The sequence below is a fragment of the Psychrobacter sp. Arc9 genome, assembly GCF_041431295.1.
Lineage (GTDB): Bacteria > Pseudomonadota > Gammaproteobacteria > Pseudomonadales > Moraxellaceae > Psychrobacter.
Genome location: NZ_JASMRK010000005.1, coordinates 148,900 through 167,660 on the forward strand (window position 1 = coordinate 148,900; position 18,761 = coordinate 167,660).

Consider the following 18,761-nt stretch of genomic DNA (forward strand, 5'->3'; position numbering starts at 1 on the left):
ATGTTGTAGGTAGTAATTTATAGCGTTTTATACTGGTCTTATAATAGCGACTTTATTACAATGATTTTATTATAGCGACTTTAGGAACGCATTAAGCTCTGCGCGACCTTGTTTATCTAATTTCAATACTTGTTGCTTTTGCTTTTCGGCTTCTCCGCCATGCCACAAAACAGCTTCCATCAATGTACGGGCACGGCCATCATGCAAAAACGTCGCTTGAGGATCAACTGTCTGCGCAAGCCCTACGCCCCAAAGTGCTGGTGTGCGCCATTCATAAGAGTTGGCTAAAAACTCAACTTGGGCATCTTTTGGTGGTAGTTTGCCAGCAATCGTACGATCAGCGAGATCATCGCCCATATCGTGCAATAGCAAATCTGTGTAAGGATAAATCACTTGTCCATGCTGCTCAAGATGATCATCGTCGGTTTTTGGCAACTGATATCTTGGCGTATGACAGCTTTGACAACCCATGTCATAAAAACGCTTTTTGCCAGCCAGCACAAGCTTATCATCTGCATTACGGCGATGCGGCACTGCTAAATTGCGAGTATAAAACTCTACAAATTTCGCTACCTCATCGTTTACTTCAACGGGTGATTTACCATTGCCCTGTTCATCAGCACCTGTCGCTGCATCTAGGCATGCGGTCTGCGTTGGCATACAGGATTCGTTAGGACGGATGTTCGACGTCAGACCCATGTCTTCGTTAAAGGCACTTTGGTTTTGGGTGATAAGTTTGGTTTGACCCGCTTTCCACCCAAATCGTCCAAGCGCACGCTTGCCCGTTTGTGGATCCGTCACCCAGTTAAATTTACCACTGATATCACCATTACTACTGTCGCTGGCTTGCTTTTTAATGTCATCGTCAGGTATTTGCTCTAGTAGCCCAAGCCCAATCATCGGTAGCGCCACACGCGGCGATACCATCATGTCATCGTCAAAAGCACCGTAACCAGGTTTGGTCAAATTAAACGTTGGCGCACGTAGTGTCTCGACATATCCGTCAGCAAAGGTAACTGGTTTGTCTGTCCATTGCACCGCAATTCTCGCTTCAGCAGGCACGCCCTGAATACCGCGATCTTGTAGCTGGCTACCATACATAGGATGAACCACCTTTTCAATTAGCGAATCCTGTAGCTGCTGACGTTGCTCATCGGTCGTCGCTGGCATAGACAGACGAATTAATAAACTATCAGCATCGTCATCGGCAGTCATCGGCGCGTGACCGCGCCCATCTTTGACATGACAGGACTGGCAAGCGGCTACATTGAATAATGCACCCAGTCCATCACGACTATCAGTACTAGCAGGTGCAACGACCCATGGCTGCTTAAAGAATGCATTACCAATAAAGAACGATCCTTTTCGAGAAGCTGCTAGGTTCGATGAGGGCTTTGAGTAGCTCTCAGCACTGCTAATACTAATACCAGAGTCGCCGCCCTGCTTAATCTCTTGAGGGTCAAAGCTCACCAATTGCTGCATTGGCACGCCTGCTAGTACTTCTATATTTTTGGCATGCTCAGATGACAGCGCTTGGCTGTTTTCACTGCTGCTTTCATTACTTGAGGCCTGCTCTGAAGTGTTATCAGAAACATTGTTAGAAGTGTCGTCAGAAACGCTATCAGATGGTTGACACGCACTGATAGCCATTGCACTGGCGATAATTAGCGCAAGCTTAGAAGGTATATGTCGTAGGATTTGAGTAGCAAGAGGGGAATCAGAGGGGTTAACATAATTGGCGTTCATAGAAATTAATTGCCTTAGCGCTAGAGTAGAACCATTAAAATTTTGTCATACCGTCTCATTATATGTCGTCACAATCATTGCTTATCGACATATAATGAGATGGTAAACCGGCCAATTGGCTTATTTAATGCTCGTAAAAATGCGTTGCCAACGGTGGCTGACAACGCACGTATTATATCTAATCTAAGTATCCAATAAACAGCGGTTGCTGACCTATAACGACTAATAAAACGTCGCAAAGCCAATGAAAGGCTTTTAAATAAGTGCCGCTAGCTTATAGATAAGGACCGCTAGCCTAAATTTTTTCTTAAAATTGTGACCCGGCATCTGCGTCTAGATTATCGATTCCAACTGCTTTTGCAGCGTTTTCGATACTGGCGGTCAGCTCTTGTAAGCTAGTGATACCCGCTTCAACCCATCCACGACGGACGTTTTGTTCTTCAGCAGAGATACCTTCTTGGCTGGCTTGACCGACAGTTGCAATCATCTGGTCAATCTTGATACCGTCTTTTTCGCCTTTTTCAACGATAACGTTAAACGTGCCTTCTACTTTGTTGAACTCAGCAGCCAATTTATCAGCAGCTTCTGTGTGGCCGTTATCCGTCAGATAATCTTTGATACCGTAGCCGCCCACTGTCTTACCAGCGACTGTTGTATAGCTACCATTAAAGACGTTTTGAATACCGCGCGCATTATTGGCATAGCTCAAATGAGTCAAATCACTAAAGCATTCGTGCTCATCTTCGGTAGAGCCAGTAACGAAAGCGACCTGCATACGCTCAGAAGCAAGCTCACCTAGTGCTAGGCTGCCCATTTGATACATAATTTGGCGCAGACCATTGTCATATTTGCGCGCTATCAAATCACTACGTAAGGTATTCTCAGTATCAGGCTGCCACTGGGCTTCCATCGCGGTCAAATCATCGACCAATAGTTGAGTTGCAGCGGTTAAGAATTCCCCGCGGCGCTCACAGATACTGGCATCTTCATTGACGGTCTCACCACTAGTACACTGTCCGGCTTCAGTCGCATAGTCAGTGACTGGGCGATTACCTGCGCCTTCTTTCACGCCATTGTTGTCTTGACCCCACAGCATAAATTCAATCGCATGATAGCCAGTCGTTACGTTGGCCTCACTACCACCGATTTCATTCATTTCTGCGAGTAGCTCAGGTGTAATCGTACTGGTATCTTGCTTGATACTACCGACAGTAATGCTGTCGCTATTAATGATGTTCTCTTGGCTGTTATATTCGCCTTCATAGTCATCACCAACATAATCAATCAGCGCTTCATCAAGTGGCCAAGCATTGATCTGCCCTTCCCAGCTATCGATGCTGTTGATAGCACGTTTATCATTGGCAGTCACAAAGCCTTCATCAAAACGGAAAATCTCAGTTTGTGAATATGGTTGGCGTGCTGCTTTATAGGCAGCCTTTGCAGCATCAAGGTTCTCTTGTGTTGGAGTGGCCACGTAAGTTTCTACCGCAGTTTGTAGCGCTTTAGCAGTGTCCAACGAGTCTTTATAGGCGGCGTGTGCCATATTTGCATAACTGATAATCAATCTATCAATATGTGCTTTTTCGGCAGCAGTCATCTCTGTATTATCAGTTGTCTCTGTGTTTGCTACTTCTGTTTGCGTTTCTGTCGCAGCATTGGTGTCTTCATCGGCTTGCTTTGTACAGCCCGACACCATTAACAATCCTGCAAGTGCAACAGCTAAAGTAGTTGGTAAAAGCTTACGGCTCGTTACTGTGGTAATCGTCATACATATCCTCAAGAAATATAGCAAAAAATTCGTTTTAGTTAAGTAGCCTCAATTATTTTGATAATCAAGCCATGTTACAGCAGGCTATCTTAGCCATGCACATTGACTCTCAGTGCGCACGATAAGACGTTTAATATTGCATTAATAGCAAACACTGACAAATTATAGTGTTATTGATAATCATTATCAATATTTAATTTAATATTAACTTTATCTATCAATACTCAATGTTTTATTCAGACTGAAAACATAAAAAAAGAGCCAGCATATCGCTGACTCTTTTTGAAATATATGTGCTCAAATATCTAGCACATACTTAATAGCTATATAACTATTTATTAGTTATAGCTATTTATTAGTTTACGCTCTGTGGTGCATTAACTGTTAGCTCAACACGGCGGTTTTGACCACGGCCGTATTCAGTGTTGTTGTCTGCGATTGGACGTGACTCACCGTAAGCAACAACGTTTACACGGTTTGAAGCAACACCGCGAGCTGTTAAGTAGTTAGCAACTGAGTAAGCACGATCACGTGACAGACCCATGTTGTAAGATGCAGAACCCTTGCTATCAGTGTGACCAGCGATAGTAATTGTGTTTTGGTTATACTGGTTCATCGTTGAAGCAAGCTTATCAAGCGTTGGCTTGAATGATGAGCTAAGGGTTGCATCATCAAATGAGAACGTGATGCTACCTGGCATAACCAAATCAATGTTACCAGTGGTTGGGTTCTGCTCAACAGTTACGCCTGTGCCAGCCATTTGCTGCTCAAGTTGACGAGCTTGACGCTCCATGTAGTAACCAACGCCTGCACCTAGTGCTGCGCCGATAGCCGCATCACGACCAGTTTTGTCGCCGCCTGTTGCTTTTGAAATAGTTGCACCGCCTGCTGCACCAACTAGACCACCTAGAGCAGCTTTGTTTAGACGCTGTTGTCCAGTGTTTGGATCTGTTGTACAGCCGCTAAGTGCTAGACCTGATGCTACTGCTGCAATCATTAAAGTATTACGCATAATATTTCCTCTTAAGTTTAAAAATCGTGCTTTTTATAAAGATTGTCCATTAATCTTTTTTAAGTACTTATCTACATTCCCTATTATTATGGCAACTACAACCTATCTCTGTGTAATATTTTGTCATACCTATGTATGAGAAGTGCAGGTTATATTTCAATGATTTTATAGGTCAAATTTTCGCGCCTTGCTACCACTAGTCACGTTTACAACCGTACACTACAACATGTTTCTGCTAAAATTATATTGCTGAATTTGTCGGCTTTAAATAGTCATGATTTGAAGCTTTACGTTCATAATATTCCTGACTTGACTAGGACAGATTCAGCGGCATACGGCTTATTATTAATCAGATAGACTGAAAAGGATTGAGCATGCGATTGACATCTACCATTCGAAAAATGCATAAACGTTCGCCTAAATTGGGTAAAGCTGTGTCGCTTGCAACAGCTACTGGTGTCATCGCCGCCAATAGCTTCGGTGGTAGTATTCCTTTATGGCTAATGGGCGTCGGTAAAGTCATTACTGGCGCCTCTATTGCAGACAAAGCCGTCATAAAAATTGCTACTCACTGGATCAGTAGCAACAGTGCCTTGATCGATAACATGTTGCCTCGTAAAGATTGGCGTATCAACCTACCGGACGATATCCATACCAATGGTAAATACCTGCTAGTGAGCAACCACCAATCATGGGTCGATACTAGCATCGTGCAGTATATTGGCGAAAAACGTTTGCCACTTACGCGATTTTTTACCAAGTTTGAGCTGATCTACATCCCTATCGTTGGTCAAGCTTTTTACTTTTTAGATTTTCCAATGATGCGCCGACACTCAAAAGAAGCCATCGCCAAAAACCCTGCGCTAAAAGGCAAAGACATCGAAGAAGCCAAACGTGCCTGCGCCCTACTAAAAGACAAACCTTTTACCTTATTAAATTATTTGGAAGGTACTCGTTTTACCAAAGCCAAACAAGCTCAGCAAAAATCGCCTTATACGCACTTATTAAAACCTCGTGCAGGCGGATTATCATTGGCTATCAGCGCGCTAGGTGAAGATATCGATGGCATATTAGACATGACCATCGTATACCCTGATGGTGTGCCAAGCTATGGGGATCTTTGGAAAGGTAATATCAAACGCTTGGGCGTTGATTTGCGCTACATCGACATACCAGATGCGTTGTTCGAAAGTATCAAACAAGGTGGCTACGAAAATGATGAAGACACAAAAGCTCAAATGTTCGACTGGGTTGAGCAAGTGTGGCGTCAAAAAGATGAACGTATTAGCACTATGTTGGTAGATTTTGAAACCAATCCTAAAACGCAAGATGCCTAACAAAGACGCTCAGCAATACTAAACTGGCTGTCCGTTAAATCTTATCAAATACCAAGCACAGTCTATACAAGCATACTAAGTACTAAATATCGATGTAACAAACGTTAATGTAATAAGTATCGAGCACGAGATAAAAAGTTATTGGACAACAAAATTACGGGTACAAATGTCACAATAGTCATATCTTACTTATGATGCCTACTGTTAAAACAGCCATGCATCATAAGTAAATTTTAATCAAAGATGGGTTGTTTTTTAGCCTTATTCATTGATAATGTGACTAATCATGAACTCATAGATTTTCGATGTCTACTTTGATAGTAAATGGTAGTAAATATCGAATTCTTACCCATTTTTTGTGCCATTTATTACTTATAAGGTATGACTGTGCCCACCTCTACTACTAGCTCGCCGTTAGCTACCGAATCTGTTTTGAGTCAGCCTCCTTATCCAATAAGTGATGAGCCGCCAAGACCAAACCACCCAAAGCCGAGTCGCTTTAAGCTCACTTACGATATCGTTATGATTATTGCGATCAGTATTGATCTGCTATTGATCAGTATCGATGCTATTTTGATGAGCAATTTTAGTAGTAATGCTGCAGAATGGCTAACCATCAGTGAAGCGCTCAATTGGTATCAGAGCACTCTACATGATCCTCTACGCACTGCTGGAGGTTTTTTTACTATCTTTTTAGTCGTTGAGTTGTTATTGCGCTGGGCGATTGCCATCAAACAAAAAGTCTATTATCGCTGGTTCTTTTTCCCATTCGTTCATTGGTACGAAGTATTAGGCTGCTTTCCGCAGCTACGTGCTTTACGACTGCTGCGAGCGGTGGTTATTGGACGACGTCTATATCAGCTTGGCTATCAAGTACTGCCGCAGACGTGGATCAACCGAATCAAGTTCTACATTGACCTACTGTTAGAAGAGCTCTCTGATCGCGTTATTTTGACCGCGATACAAAACTTTCGACAAGAGCTAACCAGTTCAGACACGCATAAATCATTCATCGAGTCGACGATTGCAAAAAATCGAAATGAGATTGAAGCAGCTGTATTGTCTATGCTGCGTACAGAGCTTGCACCAAAGCTGCAGGAATTGGCTGCCTCATCAGGTGGCGGCAGTATATTGGCAAGCGAGATGGGCAATGCTATTGAGGAAGGATTGGCCAACACACCTGAATTGCGCCGCTATCTACGCATGATACCTATCGCGGGCAGCCTGATTGAATCACAGCTGCATCACGTCGGGCACAATATCGGTGAGAACGTCGTAAATGCATTAAACAAGCGACTTTTAGACCCTAAGCGCTTGGATATATTAATGATAGAAATTGCTAGCGGTATTGCGCAAATAGATACTAATAATACAGCGCTAGATACTTTAATTTCTAGTATCATTGATGACAGTTTGACTGCGTTTGAAGCGCAAGTAAAAGTGCAGCAATGGAAGCACCAAGATATACTAAATCTATAGTTTAGCTATCTAATAGCATGATGTAATAAGAGACATAATACCGTGACAGAATTATTTTTAAGGGTTTGTATATGACAGTTTCAGCTAACGATAACCAGACTGCACCAGCGCTAGCTTTCTACGGCAAGATGCTGACGTTTTCACGCGTACAGTTTAGTACAAGCGATCTAGCAGCTATAGAAGCTCAGCTAACTGAAACGCTCAGCAATAAATCGAGCAATATCCCTATCCTTATTGATAGTGACGTTGAGCAGGATTTATCAGCACTAGTAGAGCTGTTATGGGCATGGGGATTGCAGCCTATTGGCGTGGTGACAGGTATGCTTGATGCGCAAGCACGTGAGCAGCGCTTAGCGATATTTCCAGCAGATGGTAAGCGTATTGAGCGTATATTACCAAATAAAAAAGCCCCTATCCCTACCCAACCATCACCAGGAAATGATAACGCCGAAGCAGTTAATGCTAATAGCGTCGATAATGCTTCTACCACGAGCGAACCTGCCACTGAAACCACACTATCTAATATGCCCACCGAGACGTTGGTAAGTACTCAGCATATTACCAGCTTAATCTATGATCAAATGCTGCGTTCAGGACAAAGCCTCAATCACGTTGGTGGCGACTTGATTTTGACCAGTAGTATCAATAGCGGCGCTGAAGCGATTACTGACAATAGCTTGCATGTATATGGCCGTGCACAAGGGCGTCTGGTGGCAGGCGCAACAGGGGACAAAGATGCCCGTATATTCTGCCAAGTCTTTAATCCTTCACTGGTATCAGTAGCAGGAACTTACTGCTTACGAGACAACTTACCTGAGCATGTCATCGACAAGTCGGTGCAAGTGAAATTTGTAGAAGGCGAAGGCTTAGTATTTACTGTGATGGATGAAGTTTAGAACGCCATTAAAAATAATACACCGTGAAGTGACTTTATAGAAAACTAAGGTAGTTAAGCTGCTCTATTCGACAAGCCAAAAACCATAGTTATAACCCTACTAATATTACGCAGAGAGGCTAATTTAGCGATACATAGGTTGTTTTTCTGCTTTAGTATCGAGCTGCTATAAATTTTTGTTTATTTATGCTAGGCTAGCTTCGAAGATAGTGTATATATGTTAGGTGAATAACATGTAATTTTGCTATTTATATAAAAGATATCCCATTGATTCATAGGAGTGTGCCATTGTGGCGAAGATAGTTGTAATCACTTCAGGTAAAGGCGGTGTGGGTAAAACCACGACAAGTGCTTCTTTTGCCGCTGGTTTGGCGTTACGTGGCTATAAAACAGTTGTTATCGACTTTGATGTAGGTCTACGTAATCTAGACTTAATCATGGGTTGCGAAAACAGAATTGTTTATGACTTCGTTGATGTCATCACTGGAAATGCGCGCTTGTCGCAAGCACTTGTCAAAGACAAACAGCTTGAAAACCTGTATATCCTGCCAGCCAGTCAGACACGCGATAAAGACGCATTGACTGACGAAGGGGTATCGGAGGTAATGGCTGAGCTCTCTAAACAGTTTGACTATATCATCTGTGACTCACCTGCCGGTATCGAGCGCGGTGCACAGCTAGCGATGTATCATGCGGACGAAGCTATTATTGTCACTAACCCTGAGATCTCTTCAGTGCGTGACTCAGATAGAATCATCGGTATTCTGCAAAGTCAGACGAAAAAAGTAGAAGAGAACCAAGGGACTGTTCGCGAGCATTTGATTATCACTCGTTACAATCCTGAACGTGCGGCTGCCAATGAGATGATGGATATTGATACTATCTCAAATGACATCCTAAAAGTTCCACTACTTGGTGTTGTGCCTGAGAGCCATTCAGTGCTTGAAGCGTCCAACCATGGCGAACCAGTTATTCATTATACCGACTCTGTTGCTGGTCAATGTTATGAAGACATTGTCGCCCGTTTTTTGGGTGAAGAGCGTCCACTACGTCATATTGACGTGAAGAAAAAGAGTCTATTACAGCGCTGGTTTGGAGGATAATGATGACTAAGAAAAAAGGATTTTGGAGTAGCCTATTTGGTACTGACGACAACAGTAACGCAGGTAGCGCGAATTTAGCAACTGAGCGTTTAAAAGTTATCGTTGCTAGCGAAAACCGATTGAACAATCGATTAACGGTTGATCGTATCGAAAAAATGAAACGTGAAATCTTAGAAGTTGTGAACAAATACGTTAACGGTGTGCAGATTGATGATGTCAATATCAACCATCGTTCTGAAGACAGCTTAGATGTGTTAGAGATGAATATTAATTTGCCTGAGCATAAGAAATAGCATTCTAACAGTACGTACTTTCGCAACGAATAAAAAAAGCCCCAAGTTTGATACTTGGGGCTTTTTTATGTTTATTGGCCATAGACTACTTCATACGGGCAATCAGATTGTCTTTTTTGACAAACTGATGGTATAACGCGGCGGCTATATGCAAGACCGTAAAACCAATAATCATTGGCCAGATAATCTCAGTATGCAAGTTATTGTAAAAACGAGCCAAACTTCTATCTGGGGTCACGAATACAGGGATCTGAAAGATACCAAAAATATCGACTGGTCGACCGCCATATACTGCCATCAATAAGCCAACCATTGGCATAGCAATCAGTATGGCATAGAGAGCAAAATGTGAAAGCTGAGATACGAGCATTTGCCATTTTGGCATAGCTAACGGTGGTGGCGCCTTAGTAAAAACGCGGTTGATGACTCGAGCAATCATCCAGAATAATAAGCTCACGCCGAACGCTTTATGGTATCCAATAAACAGATTGCTATCTAAATTCTCATATAGCAGTATCATTATCCATGTGGTTAACAGTAAGGCTGCACTAATCCAATGAAAAATACGGCTACTAACCGACCACTTTGATACATTCGAGTTGGCATTATTCATGAGTGACTCTACTACCTTTATCAGGAATTATCTCTAATCAGTTTTATAAGCCAGTTAATAACTCTTCAACAGATGAGGTCATTAACATTACTGGCTCACTATTTATAGAATGGAGAATACCTTAAATACAGGTGAGAATCTAGCCATCTAAATCAATCAGGTGATAGGCAATTTTATCCAAATCTGGCACTAAATAGATTTCGTCATCAATCATTACTGTTTGATATAGGTAAGATGAGATGTCATTTTTATCAAAATACTCTTCCCTATCTTTGCCATTGGTAGTACTAAACTGTTCCGGTGTCTCTACATCTTTCACTTCAGAAATTCGTGCTTGCAGCTGACGCAAATCACCTGCCGTCTGTAAGGCAAAACGGTGATCAGTCGTATTACCTTCCAAAACAATCATTTTTTCTGGAGTTTGATTTTGCAGTAGCAAATTAAATACAGCCAAATCTTGTTGTTGCCAATCGTATCTAGAAACCTGCTGCTGGGACTCATTCACACTCAAAATTAGGCTGCTTGGAATGATCCAGTCCGGCTGGTTAGCTGCTGGAACAATAGTAACGTCAAGCATACCGTTGTTGGTAGTCAACAGACTCACAGCCTCAAACGAATGTTTTAAAATTTGTGTCATACGTCACTCGCAATAAGTTAATGTGAATGGCTAGCTGCCCTTTCACCAATGTAATCGGTTAGTTTTTTTGCTAAATCGGTAGGGCTACCAACAAAATTGCAATACCCTGAGTCAATGATAGCCTGAGGCTGACTTGGACATGCGCTCAAGCTCGGATCTTGTGCCCATAATTGACTGTTATTATCTTGGATTAGGTCCAAGTATTGAGAGCCATCATTACCCATACCTGAAAATATAATGTTAATAAGCTCGCTACCATGAACATCACTGGTATTTTTGAGCAGCTGCCCAATTGCAGGCTTATATTCACCATGCCAATCTTGATCCAATAGTATCACGCGACCTGTTGAATCACAGACAACTTGCTTATCAATAGGAACTATCAGACACTCTCCTGCACGTAGCCGCTGTGAAGAAGCGATAATCTTACAGCGCCAGTCATTGTGACGATTAAGTATGCGGGGCAACGTACCAATCATGGCCTGATTGAAATGATGCGCCAATAAAATACAAATTGGCAGTGTGGCTGGCACATTATCTAAGAATTCTTTGACCGCGCTAGGACCGCCCATAGAGGCACCCAAAAATACGACATAATGCCAGTCAGTATCAGCACTCTTGTAAGCTGGAGCATCTACTAGTGTTGGCAAGTCAAGCAATTGAGCAAATTTACGCTTTAACTTACGCTGCCATTTTGCATATTCTTGTGATTCGTTTAGGTACGGAGCCTGACTGAAGCCCACCAGTACTGCTGCTGGTTTGGATGCCACCGTCGCTATTGCCACACTGTCATCATAATCACTGTCTATCAGCCAAATATCGATAGCTGAATTAGAAAGCTCACCTGTTTCCTGCCACTGTGCTCGTGACACACAGCCGACTAGCATAAAGCCGAACCCACGTACCGTATCTGAAAAAGCCATGCGCTGGCGATGGTCTTCTGCCACCACCATCACTTTAATATCGTTTCTATTTTTTTTTCGCAGCGCTAAAACACGTGCATTATCCTTCATTAGTCAGGCTGACCCCTTCACCTAGTAATTTTTGCATTTTATCAAGCAGCTCTTTTTCTTGGAATGGTTTACCCATATAGTCATTCACACCAATCTCTAAGGCACGCTCACGATGCTTTTCGCCAGTACGTGACGTTATCATAATAATCGGAATTTGCTTTAGACGACTATTATGTCGGACTTGAGTGGCGACCTCGAAGCCGTCCATACGAGGCATTTCGATATCAAGCAATATCATGTCTGGTGTCATATCTTGCAATATCTCAATTGCGTCAATACCATCTTTAGCGACTGCCACATTGAACCCTTGGCGCTCTAAGAAACGTGAGGTTACTTTACGTACCGTCACGGAGTCATCGACGACTAGAATGGTAGATTTAGACTCTATATGTCCTCTTTTAGCATCAGCAGCTTTCGTAATATTCTTGACCAATTGCGCATTACGCATAAGGGCAATCAAATCTAAGATGAGCATGACCGAGCCATCACCCATAATAGTAGCAGCTGAAACCCCTGGAATATTTGATAACTGTTGGCCTAAAGGTTTGACAACAACTTCTATGCGCGAACCTGCAATCTGATCCACTTGCAAAGCGATATTCTGTCCAGTACGGTTTTTAATAATGATAAGCGGTAAGCTGGTATTGGTATTTACCACCAACTCATTTAACTTATTGCCTGATAAAATTTCATTTAGATAACGTACTCGATACTCAGTGTCTTCAAAATTCAATGTGGCATCATTTGATTGATAGTAGTCATAGAGCTTCTCTGGATTCATTCGAACCACGCGCTCAATCTGTACCAATGGAATCGCATAGTAGCGATCTGCAGCACGAACAACCAACGCGTCAGACACGGCTACCGTCAGTGGTAGACGCATTGTGAAACTTGAGCCTTTACCCAACTCTGAAACGACGGATACCGCTCCACCTAGTTGACGAATTTCACTAATAACAACGTCCATACCAACGCCGCGTCCAGAAATCTGAGTCACTTGCTGACTAGTACTTAATCCAGCGTTGAAGATGTATTGCATAATATCAAGGTCTGACAGACTATTATCATCTGCATCAATTAGACCCTGAGAGATGGCTTTACTACGTACTGCTTCAACATCAATACCTCGCCCATCATCTGTTAATTGAATGACGATTTCACTACCTTCACGACGGACCTCAAGTGTGATACGACCGCTACGCTCTTTGCCTGACTTCAGACGGGTTGACGTGGTTTCAATACCATGGTCGACAGCATTACGTAACATATGCTCAAGCGGTGACGTAATGCGCTCTAGGATGGTTCTATCCATCTCGTCATCAGCATTAACAATGGTCAATTCAACAGACTTATTAAGCTCGTTAGCTGTTTGACGTACGATACGTTCAAGACGTGGTGTCAAGCGTGTAAATGGCACCATACGTGAATTCATCAAACCGTCTTGCAGTTCCGTCTGGGTACGAGATAACTGTAGCAGCAGGCTTTCGCTATCACGTGTCTTTTCTAATAATGTATGATTAATATCAACCAAATCTGAGGCCGACTCTGTTAAAGATTTAGACAGCTGATTCAAAGATGAGTATTGATCCATCTCTAGAGGGTCAAAGTCTTCATTATCGATGAGTTCCTCATCTATTTGAGATAGAATCTGTGCTTCTAGCTCGATCTCCATACGACGTAGCTGATCTGCCAAACGTTGTACTGTCGTACCCATCTCTTCAATACTGTTTGTTAGACTACTGATACCCATATCGATACGAGCACGGTTAATCGCTGACTCACCAGATAAATTAATCATGTGCTCAATTAAACCACCCGAGATACGAATCATCTCATTGCTACTAGCGCTCTGATCTTCCTCGTGAGTATCTCTAAGCATAGACGGCATTTCACTGATATCTTTTGCAAGATACTGCAAATCTTGGTTTTCTTTGGCAATCAAGATTGCTTCACGCTGGGCTTGTAGAGACTCTTTAGGTATCGTTTTTAGGCTATCAGGGTTTCTACCAAACTGCTCCAACGCTTCAATTAACAGCGTAGGCGTCGGTGGATTAACATGTTGTTGAAGAATAAATACTGCATCAGCCAGCCAGTCATGACTTGCAACCAGCAACTCTAATACTTTTTTGGTGGCTGGACGTCGATTACTGACAAAATCCGTATAGACCGACTCCATCTCGTGCGCCAAATCAGCAATACCAGAGGCAGTGACCATTCGTGCGCCACCCTTTATGGTATGCAAGTCACGTTGGAGCGCTTGTAACGCTGTGGTATTACTCGTATCTTTTAAGAACAAGTGCAGATACTTATTACGATTGGTAAGCTCTTCTGCTTCTTCTAAAAATACCGCTAATATATCAGGATCAGGCAATCCATTGGCCCATGATTGCTTAATCATGCTATCCAGACTTAGGGTACTCAATGCCTCATTATCACTATCAACAACATTGGCAGCAATGCTACGCTCTGTAGGTTCAAAGTGATTTTTTGGTACTGGTATGACTAGATCGACTACCTCTGGTAACGTTTTTGCTTTTTCAAGCTGATGCAACTGTTCAATTAGCTCTGGAGTAAAGAAAGATTTCTTATGACTCACAATATGCATCACTTGTAGTGACATCGTATCTTGCACCATTTGCATGATTTCAAGCCACTGCGCGGTTGGCGCTCTTCGGTTCTCTACAAACGACTCATAGACGCTTTCTGCTTCGTGGGTTAAATCACCAATACTACGGATACCGGCCATCCGTGCACCGCCTTTAATCGTGTGCAAATGACGCTGTAGAACTTTCAGCGCATTGATATTGGTGATATCGGCACGCCATTTATTGAAGCTTTCATCTAGTGCAGTATCAAGCTCTTGTGCTTCTTCTAAAAATATCTCTAATAGCTCGATATCAGTATCAATGGTTTCGAACTGTAGCTCAGTTGCTGGAACAACTCTAACGGTGAAGCCAACGTCCTCGTTCTCATCCCTTTCTTGATAAATACTCTGTAGATCATCAATGACTTGTTTATCTATTTTTAAGGAGGTACTTCCAGCTAAGGCATCGAACAAGCCAATCAGCTGAGCATGACCTGCATGCAATATCGCTTGAATGTCTTGATTTTGAGCTTTATCGATATTATTACTCAAATAACGATACGCATTACCCAGCTCATCTAAAATCGTGACAAATTTTGGAAATGCTTGCGCCTTTTCCATGAGAGAGGCTATTTGAGAGATTTGCTGCTCTATATAACTTTGAATATGCTCTATTTCAGTATGATTCAACGCATCATCTAGTTCCCACTCAGCATCGAGCAACGTATCAATATTACTGTCTAATAACTCTTCTATCGTCGGTTTATTGTTTGTCATGACAGTAGTGTCATTAGCCACGTATTGCCCATCAAGCATGGCCTGCAATGACGCTATATCATGCTGACTCTGCGACCCATCGTCCTCTGTTGATACATCGTGCTGCTCTATATTTTGCTTATAGTTATTTAGATAACCCTCTATTAATGTGGCTGACTGGGCTAACGCTGCTAAGTGCTGAGCATTCATGCCTATATCTTGTTGTTGTAATGACTCCAAGCTATGCTCGATGGTCGCACTGACTTCGCTGATAGCGGCCAAAGCACTAGAACCCGAAGCACCGCGCAAAGTATGAAATGCGCGTACGATTTCATCTGTGATTTCTATATGATGCTGTTCTCTATTGTCTTTGACAAACTGTTTGATACAATCAAGCAGCTCTTCTGCTTCATCAATAAAGATCTTACAAAATGCTTTTTCTTCTTCAGTTTGAGGGGTAAGAACAACCGCTGCCTCTGCCATTTTTTCATTGACCGAATGAAAGGTCTGTAAGGTAGAGTCTATAGCTTCATTACTGTTGTCATCATAAGCATTGCCAGTCTTAGCCGTATCAGACCACGGCGTCTTTTCTTCCATCTCATCTATAGAACTATCTATTGATTGTGCAAACAAAGCAGAGTAGCTAAATTCACTCCCCTGCTGTTTGCTATACGCATCAGCACACGCAATCCACACTGGAACAACAGCTGGATAGTCTTGAGTACCCTGTTCAAATGCTATGAGCATATCAGGATAAGCTGCCAGTACATCTGTAATCAACTGACGCATATCAGCTGAGATAGCGACACTATTATCTAAAACACGGTTAAGCATGTTTTCTATAGACCATGCTAGTTCAGCTGTATAGTTAGCGCCTACCATGCGGCCCGAACCTTTCAAGGTATGGAAACCACGGCGAATATCTTTCAAGCCCTCTAGATCGGTCGAATTTTTCTGCCAGCTTTCATACAACGGCACAATTTCTGCCAATACTTCATTGGCCTCTTCTATAAATATCTCTTTGATATCAGGATCTGCATCGTCGGCATCAGCTGGTAGTTGATCAGTCTCTCTAATAAAAGGTACAAGACTTTCTGGAATATCTAACGTAGATAGATATTTATTAATATTTGCGTCTTCGTTATTCGAGTCAGTAACCAATTCGGTACTATCGTTATTAGAGTCGTTATCAACATCATCAATTTCTAATAGCGATTTTTCTAATTCTACATCCTCTGACATAAACTCTTTGGGAGCAAGTTCAGCTGTCGTCAGTCCAGTGTTGACCGGCTGCTGACTCATAAGATTACTACTTTGTAAAATAGTAATAGCAGGATCAAAGCTTGGTGGTCGCTGCGCTGAAAAATCTGCTACCAATGCTGGTAGAATTTTTGTGGTATCAACCACTAGATTTACAACATCATCTGTTACTGGCAATGTTTTATCTAATAAACGATTGAGTAGGTTTTCGATTGACCATGCTATCTCGCTGATACTAAAGGCACCAACCATACGACCTGAACCTTTTAGAGTGTGAAAACCTCTACGCACTTCAGTCAATGGTGTTAGATCTTGTGAGTCTTGCGCCCAGATAGGAAGAAAATCTTCAAGATCAGTGATAATTTCGGTCACTTCTTCAATAAAGATATCGTGGACATCTTCATCTGTTTCAAAGTTATCAGGCTTCACGTGTTCACGAGCCTGCTTTAGTGCATCACTTTCAGTATTGTTGGACAGACTCAACTTATCTTGTTCAACTATATTTGCATCGTCTATATTGATAATAGGGTTAATTTCGCCACTATCATCATAACGTACAACATTCGTCGCAGCTGGCTCTTGAGCGAATACAGTTTCATTAAGCGTTGCTGGTGATTCGATATCAGTATCAAGAAGCTGTGTTGCTCTGGCCGTATGTGTATTTGCTAAAGTGAGCAACTGCTGGTCGAAAACCTGCTGCGCAAGATAATCAAGTAATAGCTCAATAGACGTTAAGCTCTCAGCCAACGCCTGCACCAAACTCCAGCTCGGGGTAGTAATATTACGAGTAGTTAACTGTGTAAATAAACTACCAATATCATCCATAGTATGACGAATTTCTGGCAATTCCATATCGTCAAAGGCTTGACCAATACTGGTAAAATCAGTAGACGCTGGTAATAACCCAATATCTTGGTGTTGTATATAGTCGTTGAAGTTTTGCTTTATCTCTTCTACTGCAATTCGAAGCTCACGTAGGCCATCATCGGTAGGAATAGAGTCATGTTTACCTTTTAATTCTGTCTCGTTACTATTTATCACTTCAGGCACAGTAGCGAAAGAGGTTGCCTCACCAATCTTAAGAGAAATGGTTTGCTCAGTGCTATAAATAGCGTTATATAACTCTTGCAGCTTGCGTTCAATTTGCCACTGCTCTTGCGCAAAACTTGTTTCTGATACAAGAGACTGTTTCAAATCTGCAAGGATTGATTCCACCTGAGACACATAGTAAGTCCAGCCTCGGTTTTTGAGCTGCTCTTTGATATGTTGTAAAGGAGCTACCAAGCTATCTGGATCATCCAGTTTGAAAATAAGCGCATCGAGCTGAGTTAATAATTGCGGTAAAAAACGAGACGCTGTCGTGCTACTTTGAGATACTTTATCCAAAATAGACTGAGTACGTTTGCTACTGTGCGCTAGATAACTCAATTCGACATAGATTGCGGTGGTCAATCTTACAACTATAGTTGAAGGTACTTCATTTGATTGGGCACAAGATTCTATAACTTGATCAAGCTGACCTAATAATGGTGCATAACGCTCAGGAAGTGGCGTTTCGTTTTGGGCCAGATCACTGAGCAATAACTCAGTCAAACACCATAGTCTTTGTAAACCACTATCGTGTGTTGTCTGCCTAAGATACTGGCTAGCTTTTTCTAAGGTACTGAGTGCTGATGAGTGATTTGTATTAGTGATTAGTAATGCTTGTACTTGCTGACGCCATACGAGTAGCAACTGCTGACACTGTTCACTTGTCAAGCTAGCAGTAATTTGTTCTGTAGGTAGGGCGGCTTCAATATTATTGATAATATTTTCGTTATTCGCATGATCGTTTGCGTATTCATGCTGAACGTCACTAACATTTACAAGAATGTCAGTTTCTATATCTCGTTGAGACAAAGCTTGGGTCAGCTCATCAATTGCTCTACTTATTAGACCTCTATGATAGATTCCTGTACGCGCATACTGATTAATCTCTCGTTGTAATAATCGATGAGAGAACTGACCTATACGGCGCTCTTTAATAGAAAAATCGTCACAACTTTGTAATCCTGCGAGTTGACTCAACTTACTAGCAACACCCGCTAATAAGGGAAGTTTAAGTATGATGAGCGCACCACTAATCTGATGATAACTTGATGTCAGTTGCTCATGGTCGATGCTAGATTCACCTAATTGCCAACCGTCAGATATCTGTGCTAACTGCTGATTGAATAATGGTAGCAACCACTGAAATGTCACGATGTCATTGGGCTGGTTTTTCAT

The 18,761-nt window shown here is 42.2% G+C and carries 12 protein-coding genes; 5 read left to right on the forward strand and 7 right to left on the reverse strand.

The genetic code is table 11. The annotated features are described in order from the left end of the window. Positions 1-69: 69 nt before the first annotated feature. The 3 genes from QO187_RS04665 to QO187_RS04675 all read right to left on the reverse strand — a co-directional run bounded on the left by QO187_RS04665 (position 70) and on the right by QO187_RS04675 (position 4,526). Positions 70-1,746 (reverse strand): di-heme oxidoredictase family protein, encoded by a 1,677-nt coding sequence (locus QO187_RS04665; RefSeq protein ID WP_371547555.1) that lies wholly within the window; start codon positions 1,744-1,746, stop codon positions 70-72. Between the two features lie 307 nt (positions 1,747-2,053). Beyond that, on the reverse strand, positions 2,054-3,514 hold the full coding sequence (locus tag QO187_RS04670) for an imelysin family protein (RefSeq protein WP_371547558.1): 1,461 nt from the start codon (positions 3,512-3,514) through the stop codon (positions 2,054-2,056). Positions 3,515-3,869: 355 nt separating this feature from the next. After that, positions 3,870-4,526 carry an OmpA family protein gene (locus QO187_RS04675; RefSeq protein WP_057761553.1) on the reverse strand — a complete coding sequence of 219 codons (657 nt, stop codon included), beginning with the start codon at positions 4,524-4,526 and terminating at the stop codon, positions 3,870-3,872. 374 nt (positions 4,527-4,900) lie between these two features. Between QO187_RS04675 and QO187_RS04680 the strand changes: the two genes are divergently transcribed. The 5 genes from QO187_RS04680 to minE all read left to right on the forward strand — a co-directional run bounded on the left by QO187_RS04680 (position 4,901) and on the right by minE (position 9,633). Next, complete coding sequence (locus QO187_RS04680; RefSeq protein WP_160022419.1) at positions 4,901-5,863, forward strand: acyltransferase; 963 nt, start codon at positions 4,901-4,903, stop codon at positions 5,861-5,863. A gap of 381 nt (positions 5,864-6,244) precedes the next feature. Further along, complete coding sequence (locus tag QO187_RS04685; RefSeq protein WP_371547562.1) at positions 6,245-7,342, forward strand: hypothetical protein; 1,098 nt, start codon at positions 6,245-6,247, stop codon at positions 7,340-7,342. Between the two features lie 71 nt (positions 7,343-7,413). Further along, complete coding sequence (minC, locus tag QO187_RS04690; protein ID WP_371547564.1) at positions 7,414-8,238, forward strand: septum site-determining protein MinC; 825 nt, start codon at positions 7,414-7,416, stop codon at positions 8,236-8,238. Between the two features lie 289 nt (positions 8,239-8,527). Then, a complete protein-coding gene (gene minD, locus QO187_RS04695; protein ID WP_057761560.1) occupies positions 8,528-9,340 on the forward strand; it encodes a septum site-determining protein MinD in 813 nt (270 codons plus the stop codon). A 2-nt stretch (positions 9,341-9,342) separates the two neighbouring features. Beyond that, complete coding sequence (gene minE, locus QO187_RS04700) at positions 9,343-9,633, forward strand: cell division topological specificity factor MinE (RefSeq protein WP_057762631.1); 291 nt, start codon at positions 9,343-9,345, stop codon at positions 9,631-9,633. Between the two features lie 85 nt (positions 9,634-9,718). Here the strand turns inward: minE and QO187_RS04705 are convergent, their stop codons facing one another. From QO187_RS04705 to QO187_RS04720, 4 genes are all read right to left on the reverse strand, one after another. After that, positions 9,719-10,246 carry a cytochrome b gene (locus QO187_RS04705; RefSeq protein ID WP_371547567.1) on the reverse strand — a complete coding sequence of 176 codons (528 nt, stop codon included), beginning with the start codon at positions 10,244-10,246 and terminating at the stop codon, positions 9,719-9,721. A gap of 139 nt (positions 10,247-10,385) precedes the next feature. Continuing rightward, positions 10,386-10,883, reverse strand: coding sequence for a hypothetical protein (locus QO187_RS04710; protein ID WP_201579153.1), 498 nt, complete (start codon positions 10,881-10,883; stop codon positions 10,386-10,388). Between the two features lie 17 nt (positions 10,884-10,900). Continuing rightward, positions 10,901-11,896: a chemotaxis protein CheB gene (locus QO187_RS04715; RefSeq protein ID WP_371547570.1), complete on the reverse strand. Its 996-nt coding sequence runs from the start codon at positions 11,894-11,896 to the stop codon at positions 10,901-10,903. After that, positions 11,886-18,761, reverse strand: coding sequence for an Hpt domain-containing protein (locus QO187_RS04720; RefSeq protein WP_371547573.1), 6,876 nt, complete (start codon positions 18,759-18,761; stop codon positions 11,886-11,888). The genes QO187_RS04715 and QO187_RS04720 overlap by 11 nt, the downstream gene beginning before the upstream one ends.